The 18,090-nt window shown below is 70.3% G+C and carries 19 protein-coding genes; 15 read left to right on the forward strand and 4 right to left on the reverse strand.

The genetic code is table 11. From position 1 onward, the window contains the following. Positions 1 to 11: 11 nt before the first annotated feature. Positions 12 to 797, reverse strand: coding sequence for an SDR family NAD(P)-dependent oxidoreductase (locus ACFYNP_RS26530; protein ID WP_388412125.1), 786 nt, complete (start codon positions 795 to 797; stop codon positions 12 to 14). A gap of 235 nt (positions 798 to 1,032) precedes the next feature. Between ACFYNP_RS26530 and ACFYNP_RS26535 the strand changes: the two genes are divergently transcribed. The 6 genes from ACFYNP_RS26535 (at position 1,033) to ACFYNP_RS26560 (ending at position 6,477) form a co-directional block, all read left to right on the forward strand. After that, entirely contained in the window at positions 1,033 to 1,395 is a 363-nt protein-coding gene (locus ACFYNP_RS26535; protein WP_388412123.1) for an antibiotic biosynthesis monooxygenase family protein, read from the forward strand. Further along, positions 1,392 to 2,663 carry a beta-ketoacyl-[acyl-carrier-protein] synthase family protein gene (locus ACFYNP_RS26540; RefSeq protein WP_388412121.1) on the forward strand — a complete coding sequence of 424 codons (1,272 nt, stop codon included), beginning with the start codon at positions 1,392 to 1,394 and terminating at the stop codon, positions 2,661 to 2,663. The genes ACFYNP_RS26535 and ACFYNP_RS26540 overlap by 4 nt, the downstream gene beginning before the upstream one ends. Continuing rightward, entirely contained in the window at positions 2,660 to 3,883 is a 1,224-nt protein-coding gene (locus ACFYNP_RS26545; protein WP_388412120.1) for a ketosynthase chain-length factor, read from the forward strand. Before ACFYNP_RS26540 ends, ACFYNP_RS26545 begins: the two co-directional genes overlap by 4 nt. A 175-nt stretch (positions 3,884 to 4,058) precedes the next feature. Beyond that, positions 4,059 to 4,337: an acyl carrier protein gene (locus ACFYNP_RS26550; protein WP_388412118.1), complete on the forward strand. Its 279-nt coding sequence runs from the start codon at positions 4,059 to 4,061 to the stop codon at positions 4,335 to 4,337. Next, complete coding sequence (locus tag ACFYNP_RS26555; protein WP_388412116.1) at positions 4,334 to 5,440, forward strand: ketoacyl-ACP synthase III family protein; 1,107 nt, start codon at positions 4,334 to 4,336, stop codon at positions 5,438 to 5,440. The genes ACFYNP_RS26550 and ACFYNP_RS26555 overlap by 4 nt, the downstream gene beginning before the upstream one ends. Next, on the forward strand, positions 5,437 to 6,477 hold the full coding sequence (locus ACFYNP_RS26560; RefSeq protein WP_388412114.1) for an acyltransferase domain-containing protein: 1,041 nt from the start codon (positions 5,437 to 5,439) through the stop codon (positions 6,475 to 6,477). The genes ACFYNP_RS26555 and ACFYNP_RS26560 overlap by 4 nt, the downstream gene beginning before the upstream one ends. Positions 6,478 to 6,615: 138 nt before the next feature. Here ACFYNP_RS26560 and ACFYNP_RS26565 read toward each other — a convergent pair whose 3' ends face one another. Continuing rightward, on the reverse strand, positions 6,616 to 7,476 hold the full coding sequence (locus tag ACFYNP_RS26565; RefSeq protein ID WP_388412112.1) for a class I SAM-dependent methyltransferase: 861 nt from the start codon (positions 7,474 to 7,476) through the stop codon (positions 6,616 to 6,618). A gap of 202 nt (positions 7,477 to 7,678) precedes the next feature. Here ACFYNP_RS26565 and ACFYNP_RS26570 point away from each other — a divergent pair, with 202 nt between their 5' ends. From ACFYNP_RS26570 to ACFYNP_RS26585, 4 genes are all read left to right on the forward strand, one after another. Next, positions 7,679 to 8,113 carry a SnoaL/DnrD family polyketide biosynthesis methyl ester cyclase gene (locus ACFYNP_RS26570; protein ID WP_388412110.1) on the forward strand — a complete coding sequence of 145 codons (435 nt, stop codon included), beginning with the start codon at positions 7,679 to 7,681 and terminating at the stop codon, positions 8,111 to 8,113. Positions 8,114 to 8,151: 38 nt separating this feature from the next. After that, positions 8,152 to 8,991: a BTAD domain-containing putative transcriptional regulator gene (locus tag ACFYNP_RS26575; protein WP_388412108.1), complete on the forward strand. Its 840-nt coding sequence runs from the start codon at positions 8,152 to 8,154 to the stop codon at positions 8,989 to 8,991. Positions 8,992 to 9,090: 99 nt separating this feature from the next. Next, complete coding sequence (locus ACFYNP_RS26580; protein ID WP_388412107.1) at positions 9,091 to 9,552, forward strand: nitroreductase family deazaflavin-dependent oxidoreductase; 462 nt, start codon at positions 9,091 to 9,093, stop codon at positions 9,550 to 9,552. Between the two features lie 75 nt (positions 9,553 to 9,627). Beyond that, positions 9,628 to 11,256 carry an FAD-binding oxidoreductase gene (locus tag ACFYNP_RS26585; RefSeq protein WP_388412106.1) on the forward strand — a complete coding sequence of 543 codons (1,629 nt, stop codon included), beginning with the start codon at positions 9,628 to 9,630 and terminating at the stop codon, positions 11,254 to 11,256. 42 nt (positions 11,257 to 11,298) lie between these two features. On the opposite strand, the gene ACFYNP_RS26590 is transcribed toward ACFYNP_RS26585, so the two are convergent. Both ACFYNP_RS26590 and ACFYNP_RS26595 read right to left on the reverse strand, forming a co-directional pair. Beyond that, a complete protein-coding gene (locus ACFYNP_RS26590; protein WP_388412104.1) occupies positions 11,299 to 12,012 on the reverse strand; it encodes a class I SAM-dependent methyltransferase in 714 nt (237 codons plus the stop codon). 31 nt (positions 12,013 to 12,043) lie between these two features. Next, positions 12,044 to 12,886, reverse strand: coding sequence for an NAD(P)H-binding protein (locus tag ACFYNP_RS26595; protein ID WP_388788811.1), 843 nt, complete (start codon positions 12,884 to 12,886; stop codon positions 12,044 to 12,046). Positions 12,887 to 13,104: 218 nt separating this feature from the next. On the opposite strand from ACFYNP_RS26595, the gene ACFYNP_RS26600 reads away from it, so the two are divergent. The 5 genes from ACFYNP_RS26600 to ACFYNP_RS26620 all read left to right on the forward strand — a co-directional run bounded on the left by ACFYNP_RS26600 (position 13,105) and on the right by ACFYNP_RS26620 (position 18,042). Continuing rightward, positions 13,105 to 13,542 (forward strand): ester cyclase, encoded by a 438-nt coding sequence (locus ACFYNP_RS26600; RefSeq protein ID WP_100577885.1) that lies wholly within the window; start codon positions 13,105 to 13,107, stop codon positions 13,540 to 13,542. A 141-nt stretch (positions 13,543 to 13,683) separates the two neighbouring features. Further along, positions 13,684 to 14,295, forward strand: coding sequence for a PadR family transcriptional regulator (locus ACFYNP_RS26605; protein WP_388412100.1), 612 nt, complete (start codon positions 13,684 to 13,686; stop codon positions 14,293 to 14,295). A gap of 192 nt (positions 14,296 to 14,487) precedes the next feature. Next, positions 14,488 to 15,468, forward strand: a complete 981-nt coding sequence (locus ACFYNP_RS26610; RefSeq protein ID WP_100577884.1) for an ATP-binding cassette domain-containing protein — start codon at positions 14,488 to 14,490, stop codon at positions 15,466 to 15,468. Then, positions 15,465 to 16,319 (forward strand): ABC transporter permease, encoded by an 855-nt coding sequence (locus ACFYNP_RS26615; RefSeq protein WP_388788814.1) that lies wholly within the window; start codon positions 15,465 to 15,467, stop codon positions 16,317 to 16,319. The genes ACFYNP_RS26610 and ACFYNP_RS26615 overlap by 4 nt, the downstream gene beginning before the upstream one ends. Before the next feature lie 448 nt (positions 16,320 to 16,767). After that, positions 16,768 to 18,042, forward strand: a complete 1,275-nt coding sequence (locus tag ACFYNP_RS26620) for a sensor histidine kinase (protein ID WP_388412097.1) — start codon at positions 16,768 to 16,770, stop codon at positions 18,040 to 18,042. Positions 18,043 to 18,090: the final 48 nt, after the last annotated feature.

The raw sequence follows: 18,090 nt of genomic DNA on the forward strand, positions 1-18,090 counted from the left end.
GGGGCCCGCTGTCAGTAGTTGCCGAGCCCGCCGCAGACGTTCATCGCCTGGGCGGTGATCGAGGCGGCCGTCGGGGTGAGCAGATAGCCGACCAGCCCGGCGACCTCGTCCGGCGTGGAGTAACGGCCGAGGGGAATCTTCGCCTCGAACTTCTCCAGTACCTCGTCCTCGGTGATGTCCCAGGCACCGGCGTACCCCTGGCGCACCCGCTCGGCCATCGGCGTCTCGACATAGCCGGGGCAGACGGCGTTGACGGTGATGCCCGTCTTCGCCAGCTCCAGGCCCAGGGCCTTGGTGAAGCCGACCACGCCGTGCTTCGACGCCGAGTACGGCGCTCCCAGCGCCACGCCCTGCTTGCCGCCCGTCGAGGCGATGTTGACGATCCGTCCGGCGCCGCGCTCCAGCATCCCGCCGGCCGTCAGGACCTCGCGGGTCATCCGGAAAACGCTGGTGAGGTTGGTCTCGATCACGTCGAGCCACAGCTCGTCGGGGATCTGCGCGGTGTGGCCGCCACCGCTGCGGCCTGCGTTGTTCACCAGCGCGGTGACGGGGCCGAACCGCTCCCTGGCCTCCTCGACGAAGGCATGCACCTGGCCGGCATCGCGTACGTCGCACGAGGTGCCGCCGATGTCGTGACCGGCCTCGCGCAACTCCTTGACCGTGTGGGCGACCCGGTCGCCGTCGCGGGCGCAGATGAAGACCCGCGCACCCCCTTCGGCCAGGCTGCGGGCCACGGCGAGACCGATCCCGCTGGTGGCACCGGTGACGATGGCGACGCGTTCTGCGGCTGGCGACATGACGGCTCCTCAGCGGTCCCTGCGGTGGTGTGCCGGACGACTGCGAGGGTGTCAGCGGCCGGTCGGAACGCGCTCTACCCCCGGCCCGGCCAGGGCTCCATTGGCCGTCCATCCACCTGAGAGACCTGGCACGCAGCGTGGTACGACACGAGCGGACACACGATGTCAAGCGACGCGGGTGCCATGAACGCGTTGATGAGAGACCGGGCAACACCAGGCAACGAGGAGGCCATCGATGACGGATCAGGAGCCGGAGGCCAGGGGGGCCGCTGCCGTGACCTTCGTGAACACCTTCACCGTGCACGCCGAACCCGACGTGTTCGAGGAGGAGTTCGCGCGGACGTCCGAGTTCATGGCACGGCAGCCGGGTTTCGTCCGGCACACGCTCTCCCGGCACGCGGAGCGGCCCGGCCAGTACGTCAACGTCGCCGAGTGGCGGGACCTCGCCTCGTTCCGCGCGGCCGTCTCGGGGGCCGGCTTCCGGCCGCACGCCGAGGCGCTGCGCGCACTGGGCGAGAGCCGGCCGGAACTGTATGTCGCGCGGCTGCGCCGTGACGGCGCCGTCGACGACGCGACCCCTGTGCGGGAGGAGATATGACGGCCCGCCGGGTGGTGATCACCGGCCTTGGCGTGATCGCCCCGGGCGGCATCGGCACGAAGGCGTTCTGGGAACGGATCGTCTCCGGTGTCTCGGCGACCAGGACCATCACCGCCTTCGACCCGGCGCCGTTCCGCTCCCGGATGGCGGCCGAATGCGACTTCGACGCGGCCCGCTCCGGACTGTCGGACCGTGACACCGTCCGCCTCGACCGCGCCACCCAGTTCGCCCTGGTCGCCGCCCGCGAGGCGCTGGCCGACAGCGGCATCGAGATCGACGCGGGCAACGCGCACCGGACCGGAGTCAGCCTCGGCTCCGCCGTGGGATGCACCCAGAAGCTGGAGGAGGAGTACGTCGCGCGCAGCGACGGCGGCCGGCAGTGGCTGGTCGACCACGCGGCGGGAACCCCGTATCTGTACGACTACTTCGTGCCGAGCTCGATGGCGGCGGAAGTCGCCTGGGAGGCCGGCGCCGAGGGTCCCGTCGCGCTCGTCTCGGCGGGCTGCACCTCCGGCCTCGACTCCCTGGGGCACGCCGTCGAGCTGATCAGGGAAGGCAGCGCCGACATCATGATCGCCGGAGGCAGCGACGCTCCCATCGCGCCGATCACCGTGGCCTGCTTCGACGCCATCAAGGCGACCTCACCGCGCAACGACACCCCGGACCGTGCCTCGCGGCCCTTCGACCGGACCCGGAGCGGCTTCGTGCTCGGCGAGGGGGCGGCCGTTCTCGTCCTGGAGGAGCGGGAGTCCGCCCTGCGGCGCGGAGCGCCGGTCTACGCCGAGGTCGCGGGCTTCGCCGCGCGTGCCAACGCCCACCACATGACCGGCCTGCGCCCCGACGGACTGGAGATGGCCGCCGCCATCACCGGCGCGCTCGACGACGCCCGGATCGACCGCGAGGCCGTCGGCTACGTCAACGCGCACGGCACGGCCACCCGGCAGAACGACATCCACGAGACGGCCGCGATCAAGCACAGCCTGGGCGAGCACGCCCGCCGGGTTCCGGTCAGCTCCATCAAGGCCGTCATCGGCCACTCGCTCGGTGCCGTCGGCTCCATCGAGGCGGCCGCCTCCGCCCTGGTGATCCGGCACGGCGTGCTGCCGCCCACGGCGGGCCTGCACGAGCCGGACCCCCAGCTCGACCTCGACTACGTGCCGTTGACAGCACGCGACCAGCCCACCGACACCGTACTGACGGTGGGCAGCGGCTTCGGCGGCTTCCAGAGCGCGATGGTGCTCACCGCCACGGAAGGGAGGCGCCCATGACCACCGCGGCCGTGGTCACCGGACTCGGCGTGCTCGCGCCCAACGGGATCGGGGCGGAGGAGTACTGGTCGGCGACGCTGCGCGGCGAGAGCGGCATCGGCCGCATCACCCGCTTCGACCCCTCCTCGTACCCCTCCCGGCTGGCCGGCGAGGTCACCGGGTTCTCGGTGCGCGAGCACGTCCCCAGCCGTCTCGTCCCGCAGACCGACCGCACGACGCAGTTCGCCCTCGCGGGGTCCGACTGGGCGCTCGCGGACTCCGGGCTGACGGCCGACAGCCTGCCCGCCGCCGAGCGTGGGGTGGTCACCGCCAGTGCCTCCGGCGGGTTCGAGTTCGGGCAGCGTGAACTGGGCCACCTGTGGGGCAAGGACCCCAAGCACGTCAGCGCGTACATGTCCTTCGCCTGGTTCTACGCCGTCAACTCGGGCCAGGTCTCCATCCGGCACGACCTGCGCGGACCCACCGGAGTCCTCGTCACCGACCAGGCGGGCGGTCTCGACGCGGTCGCGCAGGCCAGGCGCCGGATCCGCAGGGGCACCCCGGTCATGCTGACGGGTGCCATGGACGCCTCGCTGTGTCCCTACGGACTCGCCGCGCAGATCTCCGCCGGGATCCTCAGCGAGAGCACGGATCCGACCCGCGCCTATCTGCCGTTCGACGCCGCCGCCGACGGCCATGTGCCGGGCGAGGGCGGAGCGATCCTGGTCCTGGAGGACGCGGAGGCGGCCCGGGCACGCGGGGCACGCAGCTACGGGGAGATCAGCGGCTACGCCGCCACCTTCGACCCCCGCCCCGGCTCGGGGCGGCCCGGCAACCTGGAACGGGCCGTCCGCGGCGCGCTGGCCGACGCCGGTCTGCGTGCCCGGGACATCGCCTTCGTCCTCGCGGATGGCGCCGGGGAACCGGAGGCCGACCGCGTCGAGGCACAGGTCCTGACCGCGGTGTTCGGTCCCGCGGGCGTGCCGGTCACGGTCCCCAAGACCATGACGGGACGCCTGTACGCGGGTGCCGCCCCGCTCGATCTCGTCACGGCCCTGTTCGCCCTGCGGGACGGTGTCGTACCGCCGACGGTCCACGTCGATGGACCGGCCACGGGCTACGACATCGACCTCGTGACCCGCTCGTCCCGCCCTGTCGACGGGGCGGCCGTACTGGTACTGGCCCGGGGACGCGGCGGATTCAACAGCGCCATGGTCGTCAGCCGTCCGGCGGCGGCCTGAGGACCAGCAGCCACGGCCTCGCGGTCGGCGGCCCGAATCCCTGGGTCCGGCGGCCGGCGGCCGTCGCTCTCTCCCCCGCCGTCCGAGCCGTCACCCCCTCACCATCCGTTCCGCCCGGCCGTGCCGTACACGGCCGGCCTCACCGCGGCCCGCGCGGCCGCCCCTTGGAGACGTCATGTCCGCTTTCACCATCGAAGACCTCTTCCGGATCATGCGTGAGTGCGCAGGCGAGGAAGAGGCGGTCGATCTGTCGAGCGCCGCCGCGGAGCAGGAGTTCGCCCTGCTCGGCTACGACTCGCTGGCCCTCATGGAGGCGATCAGCAGGGTCGAGCGCGGCTACGGTGTCGAGCTCCCCGAGGAGTTGCTCGGCGAGGCTCTCACCCCGACGGCGTTCGTCGACGCCGTCAACGCCGTGCTCGCGGGGCACACGGCCCCGCTGGAGGCTGCCGGATGACCGAGGCGGGCCTTGGTGCGGGGGGCGCTCCCGTGGTGGCGCCCCCGGCACCGGACATCCGGATCGCGGGGTGCGCATCCTGGTTGCCACCCCGCACCCCGGTCGCGGACGCGGTCGCGGCCGGGCTGTGCGACGAGGCTCTGGCCACGGCCACGGGCATGGTGTCCGTGGCCGTCGCGCACGACGAACCGGCGCCCGAGATGGCGGCCCGCGCCGCCCGGACCGCCCTCGGGCGCTCCGGCTTCGACGATGTGTCGCTGATCCTGCATGCCAGCTTCTTCTACCAGGGGCACGACCTGTGGGCGCCCGCCTCGTACGTCCAGCGCACCGCCGTCGGCAACCGGTGCCCCGCGATCGAGGTCGGCCAGGTCTCCAACGGCGGCATGGCCGCGCTCGGACTCGCCGTCGATCATCTGCGGTCCGGACCGGCGGCCGGCGAGCCCGACCGGCGTGTGCTGGTGACGACCGGTGACGCCTTCCGCCCGCCCGGCTTCGACCGCTGGCGCAGCGACTCGGGCACCTTCTACGGGGACGGGGGCACCGCCCTCGTGCTGTCCTCGCGGGAGGGCTTCGCCCGGATCCGCGGTCTTGCCACCGTCTCCGCGCCGGAACTGGAGGGGATGCACCGAGGTGACGACCCCTTCGGCCACGCCCCGTTCAGTCACCGGCCGGTCGTCGACCTGGACGCCTGCAAGAAGGACTTCCTGGCCACCCGCCGGGTGACCCAGGTGATCGCGGCGAGCGCGGCCGCGCAGGATGCCGCCGTCGAAAGAGCCCTCGCCGACGCCGGGATCACGCTCGCCGACGTCGACCGCTTCGTCCTTCCCCACCTGGGCCGCAAGCGGCTGCGGGCGAGCCACCTCGCCCGCTTCGGGATCGCGGAGGAGCACACCACCTGGCAGTGGAGCCGTGGTGTCGGGCACCTCGGTGCCGGCGACCAGATCGCCGGGTTCGACCACCTGGTCGGCTCCGGCGGGCTCGGCTCGGGGGACCTGGTCGTGTGGATGGGCGTGGGCGCCGGATTCACCTACTCGTGCGCGGTTGTCGAAATGCTGGAACGGCCCAGCTGGGCAGGCACGACGAACAGGGAGGGCATCGCATGAGCCCCGCACAGTCTTTGCCCGTCGCCCTGCTGCTGCCGGGACAGGGCTCCCAGCACCAGCGGATGGCCGCAGGGCTCTACGGGCACGAGCCGGTGTTCACGGCGGCGATGGACGAGTTCTTCGAGGCGGCGGGCCCCGAGGGCGTCGCCCTGCGCGACGACTGGCTGGCCGAACGGCCCGCCACGGAGATGGACCACGTCACGCGCTCGCAGCCGCTGCTCTTCGCCGTGGATCACGCGCTGGGCAGACTGGTACTGAGCTGGGGAGTGCGCCCGGCCGCCCTGCTCGGGCACAGCATCGGGGAGCTGGCAGCGTCGGTACTGGCCGGGGTGTTCGGCCTGCGGGACGCGACCGGCCTGGTCCTGGACCGGGTACGACGACTGGCCGGGGCCCCGCCCGGCGGCATGCTCGCGGTCGCCGCGTCCAGGGCGGAGGTGACGCCGTATCTGAGCGGCGATGTCGTGGTCGGCGCGGTCAACGCCCCGCGCCAGACCGTGCTGGCCGGCCCCGGCGGCCCGCTGGACAAGATCGGCCGTACGCTGCGGGAGGCCGGGTTCAGCTGCCGTCGAGTGCCCTCGCTCAGTGCCTTCCACAGTCCGGTGCTCGAACCCGCCTGCCGTGGCGCGGCCGAACAGTTCGCGGCGGTGGACCGGCGGGTGCCGTCCCTGCCGGTCCATTCCGCCTACACCGCCGCCCCGTTGACCCCGTCCGACATCGACGACGTGTCCTTCTGGGCGCGGCAACCGGTGGCTCCGGTGCTCTTCTGGCCGACGCTGGAAGGGCTGTTGGCGACCGGTGACCACCTACTGGTGGAGGTGGGACCCGGCCAGGGCCTGTCCCAGGTGGCCCGTCGCCACCCAGCCGTCCGGCGGGGGACCAGTGCCGTGGTGTCACTGCTGCCGGCCCGGCCCGGGCCACCCGAGGCGGACCGGGCCGCGGTGGACGCCGCGGTGGCCCGCGTGCGGGCCGCGGGCCACCCGGTCGTCCGCACCCCAGTCCCCCACGACCGGCCGGAACGGCCCGCCACCCGTGTCTGACCACGTGCCCCGACGACACCCAACCGACGCCCCGGCCCTGTCCGTTCGGACGGGCGGGGCGTCAGGTGTGTGCGGAGTGGAACAGGCCGGGGCGGGCCACCGGTTCCGTACCGTCGTCGTACGGAACCGGTCCCCTCGTCAGGTGCGGACGTCGGCCGTGACGTAACGCACCGGTGTGTCGATCGTGACCGGGCCGTCCCCGTCGCGCATCGCGTCGAGCGAGCCGATCAGCCGCGTCCGCAGCTGCTGACGCTTGTCGTCCGAGAGGTGGTTCCAGAGCAGACGCATGCCCTGCGTATGGGACCAGTCCACCCACGCCAGGCCCGACTCGGCCACCAGACGGACCGGTTCGTCGACGACCGAGACCTCCTGGAAGCCGGCCTCCTCCAGGGTGCGGGTGAGGTCGGCCGCATCCGCGAGCCAGCTGTTGAAGCGCTCCTGAAGACGCTCGGGCTGCCACTGCGGCGGCAGGTCGAGCAGCAGCTCGCGCGGAATGAGCTCGGTGAACACCGGGGGCAGGAAGGGGAAGGTGTCGTCGGTGAACACCGGGCTGGTGAAGGCGAGCCGGCCGCCCGGGGAGAGCAGCGGCGCGTAGCGGGCCAGTGCGGCGGGCGCGTCGGGCAGGAAGATGATGCTATAGCTGCCCAGGACCACGTCGAAGGAGCGCGGCGCGAAGTCCGGGTACTCCCCGTCCATCACCCGCAGCTCCACCGTGGAGGCGTCCCACAGTGCCGCTTCCTTCGTGGCCTCCTCGATCATCGCCTCGGCGACGTCGATGCCCGTGACGTGACCGCTCGGTCCCACGCGTTCGGCTGCCGGAAAGACGCAGGCCCCCCGGCCGCAGCCGATGTCGAGGACCCGCGCGCCTTCGCCCGGTGCCGCGCGTTCCACCAGGCGCCGGCCCATCGGGGTGAAGAACTCCACACCGAGCCGGTCGTAGGACGCCGCGGCGCTGTTGAAGGCCGCTGCCACTTCGGTCTTGTACGTGGACGTGTCCACTGACTCTCCCGCTCTCTCGGTGGACCCACCACCTTTCCCGCTCCGTCTCCGACACGGATGGAGGGGTCTTGGAGCGCCACTGGACTACGGTTGGATAAAACGTAAAGCAATCCGTGACGGCCCGACCGGCCCTTGTTTCTGGCCAGGATTTCTCCTAAGAATTGATTCCGGCACGTACCGCATCGATTCGGGAGGGTAAAGCGTGAGCGATCAGATAGCGAGCGTTCGGCGCCTGGTGGAGGCGTACAACACCGGGAAAACGGACGATGTAGCCGACTATATTCATGCGGAATACATGAATCCGGGAACTCTGGAATTCACCTCGTTGCGCGGCCCGGAGCTTTTCGCGGTCAATGTCGCGTGGGTCAAGAGAACGTTCTCGGAGGAGGCGCGCCTGGAAGAGGTGGGCATCGAGGAGAACGGCGACTGGGTGCGCGCCCGTCTGGTGCTCTACGGGCGGCACGTCGGCGAGATGGTGGGCATGGCACCCACCGGCCGGCTGTTCTCGGGCGAGCAGATCCATCTCCTCCACTTCGTCGACGGGAAGATCCACCACCACCGCGACTGGCCCGACTACCAGGGCACCTACCGCCAGCTCGGGGAGCCGTGGCCGGAACGGGAGCACCGCCGCCCGTGACGGGCGGGTCCCTCGACGGCGGAGAGTGGGGAGACACGATGGAATTCGGTGTGCTGGGACCGTTGTGCGTGCGGGTGAACGGGGAGACGGCCGCGCCGAGCGCCCCGAAACTGCGGAACGTGCTGACGATGCTGCTCGTCCACACGGGACAGGTGGTGCCCGCGCCCTCCCTGGTACGGGAATTGTGGGACGACGATCCACCCGTCAGCGGTCTGGCCACGCTCCAGACGTATGTCCTGAACCTGCGCAAGATGTTCTCCTCCGTCACCGGGCTGACCGCCGGTGAGGTGTCCCGCGACATCCTGGTGACCAGGGCGGGCGGATATCTGCTGACCGCCGAGGCCGGAGTGCTGGACCTGCACCGCTACCGGCGCCTTGCGACCGCCGGCCGCGAGGCCCTGGTGCGCGGCGATGACGCGGCCGGGGTGCGGGACCTGAACGAGGCGCTCCTGCTGTGGCGGGGTCCCGCGCTGGTGGACGTGCCGGTCGGACGGGTGCTGGAGAGCAGGCGCCAGCAGTTGGAGGAGTCCCGGCTCGCCGCCTTCGAGTGCCTGGTCGACGTGCAGCTGCGGCTCGGCCTGTACCGCGAGGTGCTGGCCGAGCTGGCGGCCCTCACGGTCGAGAACCCGCTCTACGAGGGGCTGCACGGCCAGTACATGTGGGCCCTTCACCTCAGCGGGCGCAGGGCTCAGGCGCTCCAGGTCTTTCACCGGCTGCGGGTCGCGCTGGTCGCCCATCTCGGTCTGGAGCCGAGCCCACGGGTGCAGCGGCTGCACCAGGCGGTGCTGAACGCGGACCTCGACTTCGAGCCCCGGTTCGTCGGCCGCGTCCCGGTCGCCGCACCGGCCTCGGTCTTCGGCACGGGGCGGGCCTACTGAGATCCCGGTCCGAGGTCTCGGTACTCACGTTTGATTGCGTAGCCGGGTTCCGCGTGGCTAGGGTGACATCTAGACAAATTTGATTAGCTCGGAGGGGCCATGCCGGATGAGCAGCAGCCGGAACAGCAGGACGAGACGCCCGTCGACAGCCCGACGGGCTGGGTCGCCGCGCACATACGCCGCTACGACCGCAGCGGCGGCAAGGAGGGGCAGAAGTGGTACGGGCTGGACACCCTGCTCCTCACCACCCGCGGCCGGAAGTCGGGCCGGCTGCGGCGCACCGCGGTGATCTACGGCCGGGACGGCGACAACGTCATCGTGGTCGGCTCGAACGGCGGAAAACCCGAGCATCCGCTCTGGTATCTCAATCTGGTCGCTTCACCCGAGGCGCACATCCAGATCGGTGAGGAGCATCTCGACGTGCGGGCACGCACGGCGAATACCGAGGAGAAGCCGGAACTGTGGAAACTCATGGCGGGGATTTTCCCGCAGTACAAGAGTTACCAGAAGAAGACCACCAGGGAGATTCCCGTGGTGATCCTGGAACCGGTGGGGCCGTAGCCGCCCACGGCAGTGGCGTCCGGCTCCGGCGAATGACCGGAACAATGTCATGACAGGGAAGGAAGGGTGTTTGTGTTGAACGAATTCACGCGCCGCGGATTCCTCGGCAGTGCGGCTGCGGTCGGTGGAGCGGCCGTGGTGACAGCGGCCGTGCCGGGTGCCTCGGTCGCCGAGGCGGCCGTGCCGGCAGCGGCGGGAGGCGGCGCGTGCGGCCCCGGGACCGGGCTCGTCCAGGTGGACCGGACCGACCGGCGCTACCAGGACCTGGTAGCACGGGGCTTCAACGGGCGCTTCCGCGGCAGACCCGACACCGTGTACGTCGTGCACACCGCGGACCAGGTCGTCGACGCGGTGAACCGGGCGCTGGGAGCGGGCCGGCGGGTCGCCGTGCGCAGCGGTGGCCACTGCTTCGAGGGCTTCGTGGACGACCCCGCCGTCCAGGCCGTCATCGACATGTCCGAGATGAGACAGGTCTGCTACGACTCCGCCAGGCGGGCGTTCGCCGTGGAGCCCGGCGCCACCCTCGGCGAGGCCTACCGCACCCTGTATCTCGACTGGGGCGTGACCATTCCGGCCGGCGTCTGCCCTCAGGTGGGGGTCGGCGGCCATGTCCTCGGAGGTGGCTACGGCCCGCTCTCCCGTCGCGACGGGGTGGTCGCCGACCATCTGTACGCCGTCGAGGTCGTCGTCGTGGACGCCTCGGGCCGGGCCCGCAAGGTCGTGGCCACCAGCGCGGCCGACGATCCCAACCGCGAGCTGTGGTGGGCCCACACCGGCGGAGGCGGGGGCAACTTCGGGATCGTCACGCGCTACTGGTTCCGCACACCCGGAGCCACCGGCAACGACCCCTCCGCACTGCTGCCCAAGGCACCCCGGTCGACCCTGCGGCACCTCGTGACGTGGGACTGGTCCGCCCTCACGGAGACGGCGTTCACCCGGATCATCGCCAACCACGGGGCCTGGCACCAGCGCAACAGCGTCGCCGACACCCCGTACGCCAGTCTGCACAGCGTCTTCTACCTCAACAGCCGGGCAGCCGGGCAGATCCTGCTCGACACCCAGATCGACGGCGGACTCGACGGCGCCGAAAAACTGTTGAGCGACTTCGTGGCCGCGATCAACGAGGGCACCGGTGTGCAGCCCGCCGTCCAGCGGAGCACCGAGCCCTGGCTGCGCGCCACGCTGGCCAACAAGTTCGACACGGGCGGCTTCGACCGGACGAAGTCGAAGGGCGCCTATCTGCGCAAGCCGTGGACCGCCGCCCAGTCCGCCACCCTCTACCGGTATCTGAGCGCCGACTCCCCCGTCTGGGGCGAGGTATCGCTCTACTCCTACGGCGCGAAGGTCAACACCGTGCCGGAGACGGCCACCGCCACCGCCCAGCGGGACTCCATCATCAAGGTGTGGATGTCCGCGACGTGGATGGATCCCGCGCAGGACGACGCGAACCTCGCCTGGATCCGGGCGATCTACCGCGATGTCTTCGCCACCACCGGCGGCGTTCCCGTGCCCGACGACCGGACCGAGGGCACCTTCATCAACTACCCCGACATCGATCTGGCCGATCCGGCCTGGAACACCTCCGGAGTGCCCTGGCACACCCTCTACTACAAGGGGAACTATCCGCGCCTCCAGAAGGTCAAGGCCCGCTGGGATCCGAAGAACGTCTTCAGGCACGCGCTGTCCGTACAACTGCCCGGCTGACGGCGAAGGGGCGGTCACCGCCCCTTCGCCGTGGGCGTTCGCTCAGTCCCGCCCGCCCTCGGCCCGGTCCGCGAGAAACAGGCCGCGGCCCGACTGGATCCCCTCGACGAAGGTGACCCGCAGGCCGGCGTGCCGGAACGCCTCCTCGTACTCGGCCCGCGTGAAGAGGGTCAGGGAGTGCTTCTCCGCGAAGTGCTCCACCCCGCTGTCGGGTTCGGCCACCACGTAGTGCACGACCATGTGCGAGGTGTGCCCCTCCCGCTCGGTGTGGGAGACACGGGTCATGGTCCGGCACCCCACGGTCACCGTGTCCGCGCTGACATGGCGGTCGAGGGAGGTTTCCAGGAACCACCACGGGTCGACCGCTACAACACCGCCCGGCGCCAGATGGTCCGCGAACGACCGCAGGGTCGTCGCCAGTTCGGCGGTGTCCCTCAGATAGGCGATCGCGCCGAACATGCAGGTGATCACGTCGTAGGAGCGCCCCAGGGACAGGTCGCGCATGTCGCCGCTGTGCAAAACGGCGGCGGGCACGGCGGTGCGTGCCATCGCCAGCATGGCGTCGGACAGCTCCAGCCCCTCGACCTTGTCGAAGAGTGCGGCGAAGTGACGCAGATGTGCGCCGGTACCACAGGCGACGTCCAGCAACGAGGCCGCCTGCGGATTCCGGCTCCTGACAAGCTCCGTGACGGTGGCGGCCTCCGCGCCGTAGTCCTTGCCGCGCGACTCGTGGAGCAGCTCGTATATCTCGGCCATCCCGGATCCGTACATCGCGGTCTCCCCTCCCTCAGCCGGAACTGCTGAAATTGTCGACGTGCTCCGCGGCCCAGCTCGCGAAGGTGCGCGCTTCCCGGCCCGTGACCTTCCGCACCACATCGCTCACCGGGCCGGGTGCGGTGGCCGATGCGGCGAGGTAGTCGAGCAGCATCTCGACGACCACGGGCGGCATGAAACCGCTCATCGCCGCGCGCCCGGCCTCACGGCTCAGCTCCTCGAAGCGGATCTCCCGGCCGGTCACTTCCGCCAGTACGCGGACCTGCTCGATCTGTGTCAGTGCCTCGGGGCCCGTCACCAGGTACCGCGCGCCCGCGTGCCCGTCCTCCAGCAGTGCGGCCACCGCCACCGCCGCGATGTCGGCCTCGTGGACGATCGCACGGGCGGCCTTGCCGTACGGGGCGCGCACCGCGTTCTCCGTACGGATGGACTCCCCCCACTTCCAGAGGACATTGCCGGCGAACTCGTCGGGGCGCACGAAGGTCCAGTCCGCGCCGCTTTCCTCGACGGCCCGTTCGACCGTCCGGTGGTGCTGGTGGCTGGGGTTGCCGGGGTCCTCAAGCACCGAACTGGACGACAGGACGACGATGTGCCGGACCCCCGCGTCCCGGGCCAGTCCCGCCACCACGTGGGCGGTCTCGGGCACCGGGAACAGGTACATCCGGTCGATACCCTCCAGGGCCTTCGACAGGGTTCCCGGCTGCTCCAGATCTCCCTGGACGACCTCGACCCCCTTCGGCAGCCCGGCGGTCGACGGTGTCCGGGTGAGCGCCCGCACATGATGCCCCTTGGCCACCAGGCCGTCCGCGACATGGCGGCCGACCTTGCCCGTGGCACCGGTCACCAGGATGTTCAAAGGCTCCTCCTCGGCAGACGGGCGTGCTCCCCGGTGGTATGCCGGAGAGGTGGTTCCAGGAAGCCAAGGCTGTCGCGCCGGGCTGGAGGGACCCGCGAGCCCCGATGGATCGGGACTGCCCGCGCCGCTCAAGGAGGAATGGAGCGGTCCTTCAGGCGATTTCACGCGGGCGGCGGCAGGCTGGCGGGACATCGTCCGCGAGACTGTGAGGAATCGCCATGTCATTGGCCGATCGCAAGGCGCTGTGCCTGGAGATGGTCGCCGCCTGGAACCGGTGGGATCTGAGCGGGATCATCAAGCACTGGTCGCCGGACATCGTGCACTACTCCGAGGACAGCGAGGTGAGTTCCGCCGACATGATCAAGCTCATGGAGGGCGGCTTGAAGGCGTTCCCCGATCTTCGGCTCGAAGTGAAGAGCATCATGGCCGAGGAGGACCGGGTCATCCTGCGGATCACCGTGACCGCCACCCACCAGAACGAGTTCATGGGCGTGAAACCGACCGGCCGGCCCGTGAGTTGGCACCTGGTGGAGGAGCTGCGCTTCGCCGACGGCAAGGTCGTCGAGCACTGGGACGTCATCAACATGCGCCCCCTGCTGGTCCAGTTGGGCAAGCTGCCGGACGTTCCGAAGGTCGAGCTTGAGGCGAGCAGCTGAGCTGCCGCGTGGCTCAACCGCCTGTCCGCCGAGGGGAGTTCGGTGACGGGGTGTGCTCCGTGCCCGCCGCCGGCGGTTCACTATGCTGACGCCCAGGCGGGCGGCGGGCAGGCGGTGCGCCGCACCAGGCGGAACGGGGTGATGATGTCGGCGACGCGGCTGTTGGTCCTCGGAGTGGTACGCGGTTTCGGCAGGACGCACGGCTACCGGGTGCGGGCCGAGCTGCTGTCCTGGGGGATCGACGACTGGGCGAACGTCAAGCCCGGATCGATCTATCACGCTCTGCGCCAGCTGGCGAAGGCGGGCCTCCTGGAGGCCAGCGAGATCGCGCACTGGCCGGGGCGGGTGGACTACAGCGTGACCCCTGAGGGGGACGAGGAGTTCTTCCGGCTGCTGGTCGACGCCCTGGAACGGCCCGAGCACCGGGCCGACATGCTCAGTGCCGGTCTCGCCCTGATGCCCGCACTCCCCCGCGACCGCGCCGTCGCTGCCCTCACCACCCGCCTGGACATCCTGGAGACACAGCAGGCGGCGCTCCGCAAGGAATCCACGGCGGCCCACGCCGAGGGCCTGCCGCCGCATCTGAGTGAGCTGTGGACCATGCGCACGCGGTATACGGACCTCAGCGTGGAGTGGACCCATGACCTGCTGGAACGAGTGAGGGCAGGGGAGTACGAGATGGCCGGCGAGCACCGGCACGCCTTCGGAATGCCGGGAGCCTGGCACGCCCCCGCCGAGTCACCGACGAACTGATCACCTCCACATGACTCACTAATCAAACTTGCATAGCTGGCTCCTCGTGCTCTAGCTTTGAGGGAGTGGTCAAATTTGAATATTGACCCTGGGTGTCGCTCTTTTTCCACCCCTTCCACCCCTCGGAGTCCCTCCCGTGTGCCTGCCGTGGGCGCAGCCCCTCGTGGCGCATCAGGACCAAGGAGTCACAGATTGAGTTCGCAATCCACTCTTGCCATCGAGACGTCGGGCCTCGTCAAAGTCTTCGGTGAGACCCGCGCCGTCGACGGCGTCGACCTGGCCATCCCTCAGGGCGTCGTGTACGGGGTGCTGGGGCCCAACGGCGCGGGCAAGACGACGACGATCCGGATGCTGTCCACCCTGTTGACCCCCGACGGTGGAACCGCCCGGGTGCTCGGGCACGATGTCGTCAAGGAGGCCGAGGCGGTACGCAGCCGGGTCAGCCTCACCGGCCAGTTCGCCTCGATCGACGAAGACCTCACCGCCACCGAGAACCTGACCCTGCTCGCCCGGCTGCTGGGCTTCTCCCGCGCACAGGCCGCGGACCGGTCCGAGGAACTGCTCGCGGCCTTCGACCTCACCGATGCCGCCGGACGGCAGGCCAAGACCTTCTCCGGGGGCATGCGCCGTCGGCTCGACATCGCCGCCAGCCTGGTCATCACCCCCGACCTGCTCTTCCTGGACGAGCCGACCACCGGACTCGACCCACGCAGCCGCAACCAGGTGTGGGACAGCGTGCGGGCGATGGTGGCCCTGGGCACCACGATCCTGCTCACCACGCAGTATCTGGACGAGGCCGACCAACTGGCCGACCGGATCGCCGTCATCGACCACGGCCGGGTCATCGCCGAGGGCACCACGGGCGAACTCAAGGCGTCGGTCGGCACCGGCGCTCTGCACGTACGGCTCGTCAACGCCGAAAGCCGCCCCGAGGCCTCCCAGTTACTCACCCGGACGCTCGCGTCGCCGGTCTTCCAGGAGTCCGACCCGTTCGCGCTCTCCGTGCGGACCGACGACAACGACCGGGTGGTCCGAGCCCTGGCCGAACTCGCCCGCGCCGAGATCGCCGTCTCGGACTTCGCCTTCGGCCGACCCAGTCTCGACGAGGTCTTCCTGGCCCTGACCGGGCGCCCCGCCGAAGACAGCACCGCCAACGAAGAGGACGCGGCATGACCATCACATCCGAGACGGCGGCCACCCCGGGCGTGCCCGCCGACGCTCTGCGCAAGGCCCTCACCAGCCAGATCCGCCCCTCCCGCCCCAACCCGCTGACGGCGGTGCGGGTCTCGGCCTGGCGGACCATGCGGAAGATGAAGCACTACGGCGTGGCCGTGCTGTTCGACGTCACGCTGATGCCCATCGTCTTCCTGCTGACCTTCACCTACCTCTTCGGCGGCGCGTTCGCCGGGTCCACCAAGGAATACCTTCAGTACTTCCTGCCCGGCGTCCTCGTGCAGACGGTCGTGATGCCGACGGTCTACACCGGCACCGCGCTCAACATGGACATCACCCGGGGCATCTACGACCGCTTCCGGACCCTGCCGTTCTGGCAGCCGGCCACCATCGTGGGAAGCATCCTCGGCGACATCTTCCGTTACGTGCTGGCCCTGACCACCACGATGGCCGTCGGCCTCGCACTCGGCTTCCGGCCCGAGGGCGGGGTGGGCGGAGTGCTGGCCGCGATGCTCCTGCTGCTGGTCTTCGCGGTGAGCGTCAGCTGGATCTTCGCCGCCCTGGGCGTGGTCGCCAAGGCGCCGGAGACGGTGTCCGGCTCCAGCATGCTGGTGATGTTCCCCCTGGTCTTCACGAGCAACATCTTCGTGCGGCCCGAGACGATGCCGGGCTGGATGGAGGCGATCGTCAACGCCAACCCGGTCAGCAGGGCGGCCACCGCCGTACGCGGACTGGTCCACGGCCACGCGGATGGCACCGACATCGGCTGGGTCCTGCTGGCGTGTGGAGTCATCACGCTGATCTTCGCCCCGCTGACCATGCACCTCTACCGCGCCAAGAGCCGCGTCTAGCGGCACCCTCCGAACGAGCCACGGCAGCCGGGGTCGGTTGTTCACCCCCGTCTGCCGGCCCCGAGCTGCCGTGGCTTGCTTCCCTGATCGAAGCGGCGTCCGCGAGGTGAAAAGCCCTCGCGCCGTAGAAGGAATACCGGATTCCGGTGAAGGTGAACGTCGACGCGGCGCGATCGCGTCACCGCCTTTCGGTTCCCTTGCACAAGGTCGCGGAACTCCTCTTCGCGCGCGGCATCGTGACGGGTGTGGCGACACCTTCGCCGGACCTCAACTCGCCGACGATACCGATAACTTGACCAGGTCCGGCCATTACCCCTTCGAGTTCCCCTTCCCGGCATTCCGACGACTAAAATCGACCACGAATTCCTCTATCTTCCCGGTATGTCGTGAGAGGCTGGGGCAGCGCAGCCAGACTCACTGACTCGTTCGGCTCGTCCGGGGGGAAGAGATGCAAGGTTCTGCTCTGCACCGTGACCCGCACGTCGAACAGGAGGACGCGCGAAGCAGACACCTCGCCCTCGGCACCGCCGTCGCCATCACCTTCGCCGTGCTCGTCGCCTTCTTCGGCGTCGGCGTGGGCTATCTGGTGGAAGACCGCACCTCGGCGGCCGGGCTGGCCACCGGCATGACCACTCTCTTCTTCGTCTACGGGCTCCAGTTGGCCCATTCCTTCCCGCACCTCCTCCCGCGGCTGGCCGGCCTCCAGTACTGGAGCTTCGGGTGCCAGGCCGTCCTCACCTACGTTCCGTTTCTCGCCTATGCCGAGGCCTGGCTCGCCACCCCGGGGTTCCTCGCCGGTTCCGCCCTGCTCGTGCTGCCGTCCTGGTGGAGGTGGCTCATGTACGCGCTGGCCGTCGGGTCGGCCGGCCTGCTGGTGCTGGGGACGGGAATGGGCCGCGGTTCGCTCTGGTACGGGACCGTCGCGACCGCGCTGACCGGGCTGGTGGTCTACGGGCTCTCCGAGCTGACCCGTCTCGTCGAGGAGGCCCACCGCACCCGGAACGAGCTCACCAGAATGGCCCTGGAGGCGGAACGGCTGCGGTTCTCCCGCGATCTGCACGATCTGCTGGGCATCAGCCTGACCACGATCGCCTTCAAGTGCGAACTGGCTCGACGCCTGCCGCCTTCCAAACACGCCCGTCTGCGCCAGGAGTTGACGGAGATCCTGGACACCACGCAGCGGGCGTTCGCCGATGTGCGGGCCGTCTCGCAGACCTACCGCGCCATGTCGCTGAGCACGGAGATCGACACCCTCTTCGCCATTCTCGGGGACATGGGCATCCGCGCCGTGTCCCGCGGCAGCGCCGGGCCCCTGCCGCCCGACATCGAGACGACACTGGCGACGGTGCTGCGCGAGGGAATCACCAACGCGCTCCGGCACAGCCGGGCCGCAAGCTGCATCGTCCAGCTCAGCCGCGAACCGGGCGCGGTCCGACTGATCGTGACCAACGACGGAATCCAGGAGACCCCGGTCAGCCCGACCAGCGGAACGCTGCCGGGAAGCGGTCTCACCAACCTTCGCGAACGCCTCGAAGCGCTGGAGGGCCGGCTCAACACCGAGATCGTGGACGACAAATGGTTCTCGTTGACAGCGGTCGTCCCGCTCCCGGCAGCGGCCCAGGAGCCGAGGCGCCGCTTCCTCCGTCCCCCCGCGGCAGCTGTGCGTCCCGCGGAAGGGGACGCACGGCTCGGCCGGGCCGGCCGGGGCCGGACAGCGGCCTGAGAAGGGGGCTGGAGGGAAGCCTGAACAAGGAGGCCTGAGCCGAAGGGC

Source organism: Streptomyces sp. NPDC006691, from assembly GCF_042869955.1.
GTDB lineage: Bacteria > Actinomycetota > Actinomycetes > Streptomycetales > Streptomycetaceae > Streptomyces.